This is a genomic window from Actinomyces slackii, assembly GCF_900637295.1.
GTDB classification, from domain to species: Bacteria; Actinomycetota; Actinomycetes; order Actinomycetales; family Actinomycetaceae; genus Actinomyces; species Actinomyces slackii.
Map to the genome: position 1 here is coordinate 635,465 of NZ_LR134363.1, position 14,584 is coordinate 650,048.

Below are 14,584 nucleotides of genomic sequence, written 5' to 3' on the forward strand. Positions count from 1 at the left end.
CGGCGCCACTCCAGCCGGAACTCCAGTCGGGTCGTTGTATGCCGGTGGCCCGTCACCTCGATTCAGGATCGGGGCTTGGTGAGGGGACGATGACCAGTGGCTGGTCTGGACCTGAGGTCATCTAGGGACTCTATCCACCACAAGCTCCAGCAACTTCAAAAACTTGGCATGATCCTCGTCGATGGGCTCTCTTCCACCCTGAGAGAGCGTGTCATGGTGTGGGCCCGTAGCCGGTGATAGCGAGCATCTGGGGAGCGCGTGCGATGACGGCCTGGGTCAGGGCATGTGCTGTGGCCTGGACGGTGTCGGAGTCGATGGGATCATTGGTGGATAAGACAACCGCAGAGTCTCCCTGATACCAGCCCGCCACGGCTTCTTCATCATCATGCCAAGACACCACAGTGGCATCGGTCCCAGGGATATTGGTGACCTCCGCTACGGGGATGGCGGCCCAGTTCTCCCCATGACGCGAAGCGCGGGATCACGCCGTTCCTTCTTCTTCGCCCTCCATGCCATGATCTCGAGATAGCGTTCAAAGGGCTGCCCGGGCCGGCGATTGGAGATCTTCTCCGCGTCCTGCTGGTCAGGGTGCTCAGTCATAGCATGGATTGGGATAACGGTACGTAGCCACTGATAGTAAACACCTGAAAAATGTATAATGCAATGACAGCCTGAGTCAAGGCTCGCCAGCGGTACAGGTAGAGCGAAGTGGCGGTTTTAGGGACCCTTCAGGCAGGTCACAACCTGCGTCCAGCACACGGCGACCGACTGCAAGTGATAAGGGCGATGACTGGACTGCTGTCATGGACCCGCCAGCAGATGGCGATCCGTACTAATTGTCAACCGCCGCGGTGGTCTTATTCTCCGGATAGACGGTGTACGGAATGTCAGGACCAGCAGCGATCGGGGGGATCTTGTCCACGATTGTGACAGCCAGGTCCTGAAGGCCTTGCGAGGTACTCGCGGGAGCGGGAATATCCCCATAGGCAACCCATATCACCAAGTAGTATCCACTAGGATAGTGCCAAACGAACGTGCCATAGTCTTCCGCCTTCTCCGCTCGACCAATGATCCACCCTTGCCCTTCATGACCAGGCAAGGCCACCGACTCAACCTTCAAAGTCTCATCACCTGGTGCTGATGTGTTAAGCGGAGACCAGACTCGACCAGCGATCGTTTTCCAAGTATCATTGGCCGTATACTCGATAGAGATTCGTCCCTCATCGAGCCCCCGATCATTAAGAGACGTGAGATTGCACAACCATCTATCAGAACTCCCAGAGTTACCCCAATGCGCATATCCGTATCTGTGTACAGGAAATTTAAGAGCGTTCATCACCGTCTCACTGGACACCACGTCACAGAGATTGTTACCCTCCAGGGGTGTGGGTGACGAATTGCTAGCAGTTGAATTTGGAGATACCGCCGCGCACGAACTAATGCTCAGACAAATTAAAACTCCTGCGATGAGACCCGCCCGCCAAACAGGTTCGCGCCCAGTGAAGCAATCGTCAAATTTACTAAAAAATGATATTAGTTTCACTTAACATCAGCTCCCTTCCCATTCTCAACTCCCGCATTCCAGCCGACTCCGATCACTTTGTCATTATCTGCCATAACCTGCTCACTAACCGGACTTTTCGTCACAGCCCTATGCCATTCGATGTACGAACTAGCTTCCGCAGGAGTCATAACTGCCGGCGCATTAATAACCGGCTTGCCATCGACTTCGGAGTAGAAACTGAACGGATCTGGGTCCGCAGGGATTGGATTATTGGGATCAGCCTTCTCCACCCTCTCAGTGTCTGGATCGTCGTTCTCAATCTCGTCAGTAAATGGATTATCGCCGGTGCGTGGGTCATCTGCCGCCACCTTGATCGTCGAATCCTGAAGAAGTCCATACCGGGCCGCATCAACATATGACTGTGCCTGCAACACAGTCCGAACTTCATCAGCAGCCACGGTGTCGGGAACTTTCCAATCCTTTGTCACCTCATCCACGATCATCGGCTGAGCAATCGTCGATGTCACATCGTAGGCCAAAGGCCCTACCACGGCAGCTCCAGTCCCTGCGGTCACTGCCCCCACTCCCGATCCGATCACCGTCGACATCACACTCAATGCAGTGCTGGTGTTCTCCTTAGCCTTATCTAAAGCTTCCTGATTCGTTCCGGCCTTCTTCTCTGCCATCGCGTCGAGATAACCCATCGAGCTTGCTGCGGCCTGATACTGCTCTCCAAGTTTTAGGGCAGGATCGTCGGCCTCAGGAACCACTGCTTCGATCGACTTACGATAGTGCTCGCCCAGACCTGCAGAAATAGTTCCAACCGCATTCTCATTGTCAATGACCCGATACACCAGACTTTCAAACTCGCTATCAGTAACCTTACCTGCCAGCCCACCCTTAGTATCTTTACCTTCGAGACTCGACCCGGTCGCCACTGTGTCCAACTCATCGGCCGAGTTGGCCAACATCACCGACCAGTTCTCCTTCATCGTGTCTGTGAAATCGTCGGCAGATACATTGTTCACCGCGTACTTGATCGATTCGGCGGTTGACCAGGTCGCCGCTGCGGCCGTGGCGGAATCACTACTTCCGCGCAATGTCGAAACCGCGGCCTGCGCCGCACTGAAGCCGTCCAAGCCGACATCAGGGTCCCAGTTCCGGGACTTCAACAACTTCCAACGCTCTTCAGTCTTTGTTCCAGGATCCCAGTTGCCGTTACTGTCGACGCTGCCATCCGGAACCAAGTATCGACGAGCAGCTTCAGCGTTGTTCCCCATCGCGCTCGTCACGCCATACATGGGATCCAACGAGTAGCCAGCGAGTGCCGCCCCCTCATTATAGAAGTTGCCGTAGTTGTCATGATGCCATCCACTCATTTGAGATGGAGTACTACCCGCAGCGTCTCCTGAATAGGGAACTTCCTCCATTCGCTCCGCCAAATCAACGAGCGTATCGGTCTCATACACGGCATCAGGAACAGCGAGTAGTGCATTAAGACTGGACGCTCGACCACGATGGCCCGGCTTTCGCGAGGCCATATGAAAAGCCTCACTCCATGAATCATAGCCGGCAGGCTTCGCCGTGTAGGTCGCTGCAGCGGTGACGTGACCCAAAGTTTCGATTGCCGACGTCAACGCCTCCCTGTCCAAGGTCGTTTTGCCACTCAAGGCATGAGTCGCATAGGTGCCACCTTCAGTACTGTATGACGTGTAGTGATTCTGAAGCCTCATGGGAAGGTCCAGGTAGCCCTCAACACCGAAGGTGTTGATAACACTCGCACCGTAGGCAGGCACATCCCGGCTCTTCGACATTTCCTCCAGGATCTGCTCAGTGGTCCGGCCGTCGCTGGCCACACCGTCAGGGCTCTTCAGCGACTGATCAAGAGCCGTGGCATCCTGCTTGGCATTGGCCTCGGCTTCGGTGTTGAATGCCTTGACATTCGCGACTGTGTCCTCCGAGTATGCGCCCTCATCAGGGAGGTAGTAGGCGATCATTCCATCTTCATTCTTGATGGTCACACCCGAGGAATTCATGGCGATGGCGTTGTCAAGCCGCACCTTCAACTCGCTTGCGAGCCTATCCATATACGGGTCGACGTCGCTGAGCTTGGATACTGTGGTCCCCTCAGTCATACTAGCCGCAGGGGTCACATGGTCAGCGATATCCGCATCGTCACCATTATTCTTGTTCTTCGTGTTAACAGCATTCACTTGTGCTTGATGCGCATTACCCTTGTCCTTCAATGACTGGATATACGTCTTCATCTTCTCTTCGCTCAGGTAAATGTATGCCATGATGATCTCCTCAGTCCTCGTACCCGTCCACCATCACTCTGGTGCCGAGTCGTGCTTGTTCTGCACCTCGGTCTGCAGGCTCGACCACAGGGTCACCGCCTGATTCAAGCCCGACTTGATCGACTCCTCGTACTCAGTGGCCTTGGTGGACGTCCATGCCTCAGAGAGCCCTTGCCCAAAGGTTGTCGGTTCGGTTGAACCGTCAGCCAGATTCAGTGTCGAACGAGCGCTCGTCACCGCCGTGAGCACTTCCTTGTAGTCTTCCTTCTTGGGCTTAGTCACCTGAGGATCCCTCCAGCCGCTGGATACTGCCGTATGTCACAGGACCATATACATGCGCCCGTGGCGGTGTCCAGCGCTCGAGGAGACTCACCTCGGATGCCCGTGATGCGCCCAAGCGCCATGGGTCACCGGAGGATGCCAGCACACGACCCACATCGATGGAGATCAGAGATCTAGGCGGCAATCCCGCTGCCGGAGCATGTTCACCACGGGCAATATCACTCCCACTGACCCCGCTCGAAGTACCGCGCCAGCTCCGGCTCGAGCTCAGGCACCTGCTGCGGCTGCGAGCCGCTGCGAAGCGACTCGGTGGCTGCCACCCCCGCGGCCACGGCCTCCCGGGCGGCCAGGGGAGAGGCGTCCGTCGTCCCGCCCGCGCTCACGAAGCGCAGGAACTCATCGATCGTCAGCTGGTCGGCGCTGTCATGCCCACTGCCCTCCTCCTCAATGGGGTACTCCTGGCTGCCCCGCTCGGCGTACTCCGATCGCCGCGTCCACACCCGCACCACGCCGCCTGCACCATCACCGAAGTTCTCCGCCCGCCCCCGCGTGCCGATCACCGTGTAGGAGCGCCAGTAGTCCGGGGTGAAGTGGCACTGCTGGTAGGAGGCCATGACCCCGTTGCGCATGCGCATCATGAGCATCGACATGTCCTCCACGTTGATGACCGGGTTGAGTCCCTCAAGCTCCTCAGCGGGCCAGTTGTCGTAACTGAACCAGTCCTTCATGCTCCCCTGGGGATCAGTGCCCTCGTCGCGCCGGCCCGCCCGGTCATAGACCATGAGCCCGCCCATGCCCACCACCTGCTGCGCGCTCGAGTCCGCGATCCAGTGCATGACGTCGATGTCATGCGCCGCCTTCTGCAGCAGCAGGGAGTTGACCCGCGAGCGCTCGGCATGCCAATCGCGGAAGTAGTAGTCCCCGCCATTGCCCACGAAGTGCCGGCACCAGATCGCCTTGACCTGGCCGATTCGCCCCGAGTCCACGATGGACTTCAGCCGGCGCACCACCGCCATATGCCGCATGTTGTGCCCCACGTACAGGCGCGTCCCGCTGGCCCGCGCCGCCCGCAGCACCCTGTCCGCCCCCTGCGTGGTCACCGCCAGGGGCTTCTCCAGGTAGACGGCCACCCCCGCACGCAGGAAGTCCACCGCCAGCTCCTCGTGGGTGTCATCCGGCGTGGCGATGACAACGCCGTCCAGGCCTCGCCCCAGCAGCTCGCGGTGATCAGGGACTACCTCCACGCCCGCGGGCAGGAAGCGCCGGGCGCGCGCAGCCGCGTCAGGCGCGGTGTCCGCCGCGGCCACGAGCCGGGCGGGCACCGGGGAGGAGTCCACCAGCGCGGCCAGGGGACTGCGCGCCCCGATCCCCACAACGCCAACCCTCATCCTCGTCATGCGCCTCAACCTAGCGGCGCCACCGACCATTGTGGAGGACATTCACGCCCGCGCCCTCGTCATATCTCAACGAAACTGAGCCGTCACCTGGCACTGCTCATCACGTCCCGGCGGTGCTCCGGCCCAATCCCCTCCACACCAGCACCTGCCCCTCCCGGGGCGGGTGCTGCCGCCTCAGTCCTGGCGCGCCGCCCACCAGGAGTGCAGGGCCTGGCGCGCGGCCTCCTCGCCCTGCGGCCCCTTCTCCATGCGCAGGTCCAGCAGGAAGCGATAGGCCTGCCCCACCACGGGTCCGGGCTCGATGCCGAGCTCGGCCATGATCTGGCCCCCATCCAGCTCGGGGCGGATCGCCGCCAGCTCCTCGGCCTGGCGCAGGCCGGCGATGCGCGCCTCCAGATCGTCATAGGCGGCATCCAGCATCCGCGCCTTGCGCTTGTTGCGCGTGGTGACATCAGCGCGGGTCAGGCGGTGAAGGCGCTCGAGGAGTGGACCGGCATCCGTGACATAGCGGCGCACCGCCGAGTCCGACCAGCCGGCCTCCGCATACCCGTGGAAGCGCAGGTGCAGCTCAACCAGCCGGGAGACGTCCTTGATCGTCTGCTTGTCGAAGCGCAGCGCCCGCATGCGCTTGGCCGTCATGCGCGCCCCCACATGGTCGTGCCCGTGGAAGGTGACCGTGCCACCGGGCAGGAAGCGCCGGGTGGCGGGCTTGCCGATGTCGTGGAGGATCGCGGCCAGGCGCAGCACCAGGTCCGGCCCGGGGACAGGGCCGTCGGGCCCGGTCTCCAGCGCCATGGCCTGATCCAGGACCGTCAGCGTGTGCTCGTAGACGTCCTTGTGCCTCCGGTGCTCGTCGACGGTCTCGCGCAGCGCGGCCAGCTCGGGCAGGACCACCTCCGCCACACCGGTGTGCACCAGCAGCTCCAGGCCCCGGCGCGGCCAGGGACTGAGCAGGAGGCGCTCCAGCTCTGCGCGCACCCGCTCGGCGGAGACGATCTCCAGGCGCCCGGCCATGTCCTCCATGGCGCGAAGAACCTCGGGCTCAACATCGAATCCCAGCTGGGCGGCGAATCGGGCCGCCCGCATGATCCGCAGCGGGTCATCGTCGAAGGACTGCACGGCGCCCACCGGGGTGCGCAGGATCCCGGCCTCCAGGTCCGCCAGGCCTCCGCAGGGATCAACGAGGACCAGATCGGGCAGGCGCAGGGCCATGGCGTTGACGGTGAAGTCCCTGCGCGTGAGATCGCCCTCCAGGGTCTCGCCGTAGCTGACGGCCGGCTTGCGCGAGCCGACCTCGTAGTCCTCGGTGCGATAGGTGGTGATCTCCACAACCGTGTCGCCCTTGCGCGCCCCGATGGTGCCGAAGTCCCGGCCCACATCCCAGCAGGTGTCGCCCCAGGCCTCCAGCAGCGCCTCGGTCTGCTCCGGTCTGGCGGAGGTGGTCAGGTCAAGGTCATGGGGAGCGGTTCCCAGGAAGGCATCGCGCACAGGCCCGCCCACCAGGGCGATCTCATGCCCGGCGCGTACAAAGGCGTGGCTCAGGGCCGCCAGGTTGATGGGCAGGCCCGCGAGCGCCTCGCGGGCTCGCGGAGTCAGGCCCGAGGCCTCAGCTCGCCCGGCCCGACCGGCCGGCCCAACGCGCCCAGTCCGACCGGCCAACCCAGCCCGCTGCACCTGCTCTGCACGCCCACTCGGCCCTCCAGATGCCATCGAGGCAGCAGCGGGCTCAGGCGCACCGACCTGAGCAGGGGCCGCAGGGCCGGCAGAGGTCGCAGAGCCGGCGGAGGCAGGATCGTCGGGGAGGGCAGCGCGTGGAGTCATCGGGCCAAGCCTGCCACGAACCGCCCCGCATCCCTTCCCGCGCACCGGGGGTCGGGCGCCCAGCCACCCGGGGAGCCCCGCCAGCCCACGTCCTGACCCCGCACACCCCCTTGCGCACCCCTGCGGCGACTCCACGGGGAGCCAAGGGCGGGCCGATCAGCCAGCCTGTGCGGCGCGACCCACTCCGGCCTGCCTCCATCCACCGGCGTCTTGCACCTACAGTGTCCCTATGCCGACCCACCGCACTCGCACGTCCCGCACGGCCGCCCTGGCCTCGCGGGCGAGTGCGCGCGCCCTGCCGGTGGTCGATGAGACCAGCGCCGGCGGCCTGGTGGTCGATGTTCAGGACGGCAGGGCCTTCACCGCGGTCATCGCGCGGCGCAACCGGGGCGGGCGCCTGGAGTGGTGCCTGCCCAAGGGCCACCTGGAGGGCGATGAGACGCCCCCGGAGGCGGCTGTGCGCGAGATCGCCGAGGAGACGGGCATCACCGGCCGTGTTCTGCGCCACCTGGCCACCATCGACTACTGGTTCGCCGGGGACGAGCACCGGGTCCACAAGGTGGTCCACCACTTCCTGCTGGAGGCTGTCAGCGGTGACCTGACCACGGCCAACGACCCGGACCAGGAGGCCGAGGAGGTCGAGTGGGTCGCCCTGGACGAGGTCGCCCGCCGCCTGGCCTACCCCAATGAGCGCCGGATCGTCGCAGCGGCTCGCAAGATCCTTGTGGGGGATGCATGAGGCCAGCACCCTCGACGCGCTCAGCCCGCATGCGGGCCGCGGCCACGGTGCTTCCGCTGTTGGGGGTGCTCGCCCTGGTCGCGGCCTTCACCTTCGCCACCGCCCGGCCCGGGCCGGCCCAGCCCGTCCCCTCAGCCGCCACCGCGGCCCCAGCCTCGGCGGCGGCCCAGTCCCCGGCGACCGCGAAGCCGGCCTCGACCAGCGATGCTGACACGAGCGCGGCCTCTGGCCAGGTCGAGGTCGATATCAGCGCCCTGGCCCCCGAGGTCATCCACGAGGGCGAGGACCTGCAGATCAGCGGGACCATCACCAACGGCACCGAGGGGACCATCTCGGGCCTGTCGCTGGTCGCCCAGGTCCAGGAGCGCACGGAGATCACCACCGAGACCCTGTCCCTGTGGGTGGACGGGCAGCGCGACACCCCCATGTCCACACCCGCCATCACGGCCATGGACAACCAAATCGCACCGGGCCAGCAGGCGTCATTCTCCCTGGTGGTCAGCGCCGACCAGCTCCCGTTGGAGGACACCGATGAGTGGGGCCCGCGCGGGGTCCAGGTGGCGGTGACCAATGGCGCGGCCTCCATCGCCGAGGACCGCTCCCTCGTGGTCTGGGACTCCTCAGCCACCGTGAGCCCCCTGAACATCACCACCGTCATCCCGGTGACCGCCTCCGCCGAGGAGCTGGCCGTCCTGACCCTGCCCGCCTCCCAGCGCGACTCCACGGGGCCCACCGCCGACTCGATCCGCAAGCGCGTGCTGGGCCTGCTGGAGCTGGCCGGCGACGGCGTCGTCCTAGCCATCGACCCGGCCCTGACCGACGCCCTGGGGATCCGCGCCGACACCTTCCGGGGCACCCTGCAGGACAAGGCCCCCTCCCAGGGCAGCACCAGCGGGCAGACGCCCTCGCCCACCCCCTCCAGCGCAGCCGAGGGCGCCTCCGAGCCCGGCGATCCCGACCCCGACGGGGACGACGGCGCTGACAGCGCCGACAGCGCTGCCGCTGACTCCCGTGAGCCGGCGGCGGCGCAGCCGAGCCCCGAGCCCCAGGACGAGTCGCCCTCGCCGGCACCGCCGCTGGGACTGTCCAGCGCCGCCGTATCCGAGCTGACCACCGCACTGACCCGGGCCGTGGCGGCAGGCGACGTCATCGCTCTGCCCTGGGACGACGCCGACACGGCAGCACTGGCCAACACCGGTCAGTCGGCACTCATCAACGCCTCGATGTCACGCACCCAGGACTCGGCCCTGGCCGCGGCCGGCGCCATCACCACCGCCGCCTGGCCGGCCTCCGAGGAGCTGGAGGCCTCCACCCTGGCCTCCCTGCCGCAGACCACCACCACGGTGATCGCCCCACCGGGCTCGATGCCGGTGATCGACGACCTGACCTACACGGCCTCAGGAGCCACCAGCTACCACGACCGCACCATCCTGCTGCCCGACCCCTCGCTGTCCTCGGCGATGTCGGGCACCCCGCTCCATCAGGACTCCGATGGTCAGTCCCAGCTCAGTGACCTGGACTCCCGCCAACTGCTGCGCGGGCAGACGGCGGTCATCTCACGCCAGGCCCCCGCCCTGGGCCGGGACCTGGTGGTGGTCATGGACCGCCAGGCGGCCTCCGCCGCCGATCCCCAGGTCGTCAAGGAGCGCCTGGCCTCCCTGGGGGACACCTCCTGGACCGCGGCGCAGGGCCTGGAGCCGCTGCTGACCTCAGCCTCCCAGGCGCAGGGCGAGGCCTACGCCGAGCGCAGCGCCCCACCGGAGTTCATCGACGACTCCGAGGCCGTCTCCGCCGAGACCCTGGCCCAGGCCAAGAAGACGGCGGTGGTGCTGACCTCCATCGCCTCGGTGCTCTCCGACCCGCCCTCGGCCCTTGGCCGGGCCGGCGATCTCCCCTCGGTGGTCTCCTCCGCCTCCTGGCGCGCCAGTCCCGCGGCCCGGACCGCCCACCTGGAGCACGCCCAGGCCGCCGGCAGCGAGGTGAGACGGTCCCTGACCGCCTCACCCTCCTCAACCATCAACATCATCAACTCCGAGGCGAATCTGCCCGTGCGCGTCGCCTCGGGACTGGATCAGGACGTCACCGTCGAGGTGCGTCTGAGCACGGACAACCAGCGCCTCCAGATCCCCGAGCGGGAGACCATCAAGGTCCCCGCCAAGGGGCAGGCCACGGTGATGGTGCCGGTGACAGCGGTCGGCTCAGGGGATGTCAACCTGACCGTCCAGGTCCTGGCCGCCGATGGCACCCAGGTGGGAACGCCCACCACCGTGCACATGCGGGTGCGCGCCGATTGGGAGTCCGTGGGCACCGCCGTCGTCGGCGGCGTCCTGGTGATCATTCTCGTCGCCGGAGTGGTGCGCACGGTGCGCCGCGGCCGGCGCACTGCCCTGGCCCCGGCACAGGAGACTGCATGACCACGCCCCGGCACGCGCGCGCCCGGCGCTCACTGTTCGCACCAAGCCAGAGCCGCAGCCAGGCCTCCCTGGCCCGCTCCTCAGCCATCATGGCCTCGGGGACCCTGGTCTCGCGTGTGCTGGGCCTGGTGCGAGGCGCCCTGATCATCGTGGCCCTGGGCGCCACCAACTCCGGTGCCGCCGACGCCTTCAACACGGCCAACAACCTGCCCACCAACCTCTACAACATGATGATCGGCGGGGTGCTCAACGCGATCCTCGTGCCCCAGATCGTCCGAGCCCTGCGCAAGCGCAATGGCGAGGAGCTGGTCAACCGCCTGCTGACGGCGGCGGCCACCCTCATGCTCATCATCACCTGTCTGGTCACGGCCGCCGCCCCCCTGGTCTTCTCCCTCAACGCCGCCACCCTGGCCTCGGGGCGCTGGCAGCCACTGGCCTTCGCCTTCGCCTTCTGGTTCATGCCGCAGATCTTCTTCTACGGCCTCTACGCCCTGTGGGGCCAGGTCCTCAATGCGCGCTCGAGCTTCGGGCCCTACATGTGGTCCCCGGTTCTCAACAACATCATCTCCATCACGGCACTGCTGGCCTATATCCGCATCTACGGCTCCTACACCCCGGGCCAGGGCCCCGAAGTCTGGGACGCCGGCCGCATCACGCTCCTGGGCGCCACCACCACGCTGGGGATCGCCGCCCAGGCGCTCATCCTCTACATCCCCCTGGTGCGCTCGGGCTTCCGCCCCCGGATCGTGTTCGGGATCCGCGGCCTGGGCCTGGGGCACTCCTCGAAGGTGGCGATGTGGGCGCTGCTGGGCGTGGCCATCGTCTCCCTGAGCACCTGGGCGACGACGAACCTGGGCTCGGCCGCCGTGACGGCCTCGGAGACCCCGGAGTACGACGGCGTCATCGTGCCCTCCCTGACCATGTGGAACTCCGCCTACCTGGTCTACATCCTTCCCCAGTCACTGGTGGTGACCTCCATCGTCACCGCACTGTTCACCCGGATGAGCGAGAAGGCCACGGCCGGAGACGTCCTCGGAGTGCGCGACGACCTGTCCCTGGGGCTGCGCTCAGCCGGGGTCTTCACCATGCTGGCCACCGTGGGCATCTGCGTGCTGGCAGTGCCGGCCATCCAGATCTTCACCCCCTCGATCTCCCTGGCCGAGGCCCAGGCCACCGCCCCGGTGCTCATCGCCCTGGCCCTGGGCATCGTCCCCCAGGGCTTCTGGTTCGCCACCCAGCGGGTCATGCTGGCCTACGAGGACACCAAGAGACTGCTGATCGCCGACGCCGTGGTGGGCGTGCTGCCCGTGGCCATCTGCGCCCTGGCCTATGTGGTGGCCCCCGCCAACCACTGGATGACCTGGGCGGCGGTGGCCAACACGCTCAGCCAGGTGGCGGCCTGCGCCGTCGTCGTGCCCCTGATGCGCCGCCATCTGCCCAGCCTGGATGGGCGACGGGTGACCACCACGCATCTGCGCCTGGGCATCGCCGCGGCGCCGGCCACCATCGTGGGCATGGTCCTGCTGGCCATCATGGGCCCGGCCGACGCCGAGGCCTCCATGGCCCGGGCGGTGGCCGCACTCATCCAGGTCCTCATCGTGGCCACGATCATGTCCCTGATCTACCTGGTCATGGGGCGGGTGGTGCACGTTGAGGAGATCATCGTGGCCTTCCGCCCGGTCTCCCGCATCCTGACCAAGGTCGGGCAGAAGCTGCCCGGGCCCGCGGGCCGGGCGGCACTGGCCCTGGCCGCGTGGATCACCCCGGCGCCCGCTCCGCTGACCGCCCCGCCGCCTCCCCAGGATCCCGGGCCGGCGCCGGCACCGCCGGCCGGCGGCTCCCGGCCCGATCCGAACGCCCCCGTGCAGTACCCCTGGAGGAACCCCCGTCCCGGCCCCGCGCCCGCGCCGCCGACATCAGCGCCTCCGCCCTCCATCCCGCCTGCCGGACGCGCCCACATGGCACCGCCTGCGCCCGGGGCGAACACCGCCGCGCCCGCTCCTGGCCCCCGGGAGCATGGCGGCCCCCTGATCCCGCCTCCCCCGCCGCCTCCCTCACAGCCGGCCGGAACTCCCACAGGGGCATCCGCTCTCATGGATTCCTCCCAATCCGGTCACACACCGTCTGTGCAAAACCGACAGGCGGTTAGAATGGGTGCAACTGTGTCCAATGGACAGTCCACCCAGGGAAGGAGACGCATGTCTGAGGCGACGCCCATCGGCAGTGGCCGCTATGGGCTCCTTGGGACCCTGTCCACCACACTGCCCCGCATCGTCCGTCACCGGGGCATCGACACGATCCTGGATCGCGACGTGACGATCCTCGTTCTCACCGACGCCTCCATCCACCGGGACAACGTGCTCGAATCGGCCTCACGGGCCGTCCTGGTCGAGGACGGGCGCCTCCAGCGCGTCTACGACGTCGAGCGCTCCGAGCCCTCCATCATCGTCACCGAACCGCTGGCGGGACGCACCTTCTCCTCCCTGGTCTCCCGGGGGATCTCAGCGACCCAGGTGCGCGCCATCATCGGCGAGACCGCCCAGGCCCTGGACGCCGGCGCCCGCAAGGGCCTGCACCACCTCAATCTCTCACCCGAGGCGATCCGCGTCCTGCCCGGCGGGGAGGTCAAGGTCTCCGGCCTGGGCATCGAGGCCGCCGCCCTGGACCTGGAGAACCGGATCGCCGGCAATGACCCCATGGCCGCCGATCGCGCCGACGCCCGCGCACTGGTGGAGATCCTCTACTACGGCCTGACGGGCCGGTGGCCCGGCAAGCGCCCCGGCATCCCCTCGGCGCCGCGCCTGGGCGGCGTGCCGGTGACTCCCTCCACCCTCGTGGCCGGCATCGACCCGATCCTCGACGACCTGTGCGTGCGCACCTGGAGCGGCCAGCCCCCGATCTCGGCCGCCGAGGTCGCCCGGGCCCTGGGCAGCTGGGAGGACGTCAAGGGCTACACCGACACCCGCTCCACCGCCTCGGCGGGCTCGGCAGGGACAGCAGCAGGAGCGGCGGCCGGGGCCGCCTCGAGCACAGGGGTCGCCAGCGCGGCCCGTGGTGTGCTGGGTCGCCTGCGCCGCAGCTCCAGCAGCGCACCGGCCATCGCCTCCCAGCAGGCCCCCTCCACGGCGGCCCTGGAGCGATCCGCCTCCGCGGAGCCGGCGCAGCTCGAGGCCGGGCCCGAGGAGGACCTCAAGCTCATCGAGTCCGCCGAGTCGATCAACGCCGAGGCCAATGCCCTGGCCGAACCGGCCCTCATCGAGGCCGACCAGGACGAGTTGCTGGAGGCGGCCCCGCAGTACGTCGAGGTCACCGGCCCGGTCAACCCGATCCCCAGCGTCCTGACGAATGTCTCTGAGACGGCTCCGGCCACCGCACCTGTCCCCGCCGAGCCCTTCACGGGCAGCTTCGAGGTCAACTTCGATGACTTCGACGAGGAGGACGAGGAGATCACCCGATCGGTGAGCCGCACCACGACCGGTGTGGTCATCGGGCTGGTCGTGGTGGTGCTCGTGGGCATGGTCTTCGCCATCACCAACCTGCTCCAGCTCGCCGGGATCTCCTTCACCGACCCTGACAAGGCCGCCGCTGACACCGTTCCCACCGCCACCCAGCAGCAGCAGGGGGGCGGCGGTGGCGAGCAGGCCCCCGAGCCCGCACCCATCAAGGTCACCGGCGCCAAGAGCCTGAGCGATCAGCACCCTGAACTGGAGGATCGACTCGTCGACGGGGACACCTCCCAGGAGTGGTTCACCCAGTGGCACAAGGACCCCGCTGGTCTGGGCCCGGTGAGCCTGGCGGTGACCCTGGAGCAGGCCGCGCCGGTCTCGGGCATCGACATCCACGGCACCGGCCAGGGCGGCAACGTCCAGATCCGGGCCACCAGCGCCGATGATCCGCAGGGCGGCACCATCCTGGCCGAGGGCCCCTTCACCCAGGGCAGCACCACCTTCTCCTTCGACGCCACCGAGACCGACACGATCGTCCTGGTCATCACCGAGCTGCCGCGATCATCCGACGGCGACAACAAGGCCACTATCACCGAGATCACCCTTCGATAGGCTCCGCCATGGGAACAAGGGGTTCTCATCGGTGGTTGTCACCATCGCACTGCTCGCGCACCCGCACTCCAG

At 66.6% G+C, this 14,584-nt stretch carries 8 protein-coding genes; 3 read left to right on the forward strand and 5 right to left on the reverse strand.

Translation table 11 applies throughout. The features are described from left to right. Positions 1-211: 211 nt before the first annotated feature. The 5 genes from EL266_RS13360 to EL266_RS02625 all read right to left on the reverse strand — a co-directional run bounded on the left by EL266_RS13360 (position 212) and on the right by EL266_RS02625 (position 7,139). Complete coding sequence (locus tag EL266_RS13360) at positions 212-370, reverse strand: hypothetical protein (protein ID WP_156907636.1); 159 nt, start codon at positions 368-370, stop codon at positions 212-214. Between the two features lie 1,169 nt (positions 371-1,539). Next, positions 1,540-3,801: a DUF6571 family protein gene (locus EL266_RS02610; protein ID WP_126412102.1), complete on the reverse strand. Its 2,262-nt coding sequence runs from the start codon at positions 3,799-3,801 to the stop codon at positions 1,540-1,542. Positions 3,802-3,834: 33 nt separating this feature from the next. After that, positions 3,835-4,083 carry a hypothetical protein gene (locus tag EL266_RS02615; protein ID WP_026426245.1) on the reverse strand — a complete coding sequence of 83 codons (249 nt, stop codon included), beginning with the start codon at positions 4,081-4,083 and terminating at the stop codon, positions 3,835-3,837. Positions 4,084-4,301: 218 nt separating this feature from the next. After that, a complete protein-coding gene (locus EL266_RS02620) occupies positions 4,302-5,480 on the reverse strand; it encodes a Gfo/Idh/MocA family protein (RefSeq protein ID WP_034514612.1) in 1,179 nt (392 codons plus the stop codon). 174 nt (positions 5,481-5,654) lie between these two features. Further along, positions 5,655-7,139: a CCA tRNA nucleotidyltransferase gene (locus EL266_RS02625; protein WP_051280940.1), complete on the reverse strand. Its 1,485-nt coding sequence runs from the start codon at positions 7,137-7,139 to the stop codon at positions 5,655-5,657. Positions 7,140-7,530: 391 nt separating this feature from the next. On the opposite strand from EL266_RS02625, the gene EL266_RS02630 reads away from it, so the two are divergent. Genes EL266_RS02630 through EL266_RS02640 form a run of 3 tightly spaced genes read left to right on the forward strand, consistent with a single transcriptional unit; the run spans position 7,531 to position 14,512 of the window. Then, complete coding sequence (locus EL266_RS02630; protein WP_026426247.1) at positions 7,531-8,040, forward strand: NUDIX hydrolase; 510 nt, start codon at positions 7,531-7,533, stop codon at positions 8,038-8,040. Further along, entirely contained in the window at positions 8,037-10,454 is a 2,418-nt protein-coding gene (locus EL266_RS02635) for a DUF6049 family protein (protein ID WP_232012090.1), read from the forward strand. Before EL266_RS02630 ends, EL266_RS02635 begins: the two co-directional genes overlap by 4 nt. Next, positions 10,451-14,512 (forward strand): murein biosynthesis integral membrane protein MurJ, encoded by a 4,062-nt coding sequence (locus EL266_RS02640; RefSeq protein ID WP_026426249.1) that lies wholly within the window; start codon positions 10,451-10,453, stop codon positions 14,510-14,512. Before EL266_RS02635 ends, EL266_RS02640 begins: the two co-directional genes overlap by 4 nt. Positions 14,513-14,584: the final 72 nt, after the last annotated feature.

Excerpts from the sequence above, each read along its gene's own strand:
- EL266_RS02610 (WP_126412102.1), bottom strand. The coding sequence starts at position 3,801 with ATGGCATACATTTACCTGAGCGAAGAGAAGATGAAGACGTATATCCAG.
- EL266_RS02620 (WP_034514612.1), bottom strand. The coding sequence starts at position 5,480 with ATGACGAGGATGAGGGTTGGCGTTGTGGGGATCGGGGCGCGCAGTCCC.
- EL266_RS02630 (WP_026426247.1), top strand. The coding sequence starts at position 7,531 with ATGCCGACCCACCGCACTCGCACGTCCCGCACGGCCGCCCTGGCCTCG.
- EL266_RS02635 (WP_232012090.1), top strand. The coding sequence starts at position 8,037 with ATGAGGCCAGCACCCTCGACGCGCTCAGCCCGCATGCGGGCCGCGGCC.
- EL266_RS02640 (WP_026426249.1), top strand. The coding sequence starts at position 10,451 with ATGACCACGCCCCGGCACGCGCGCGCCCGGCGCTCACTGTTCGCACCA.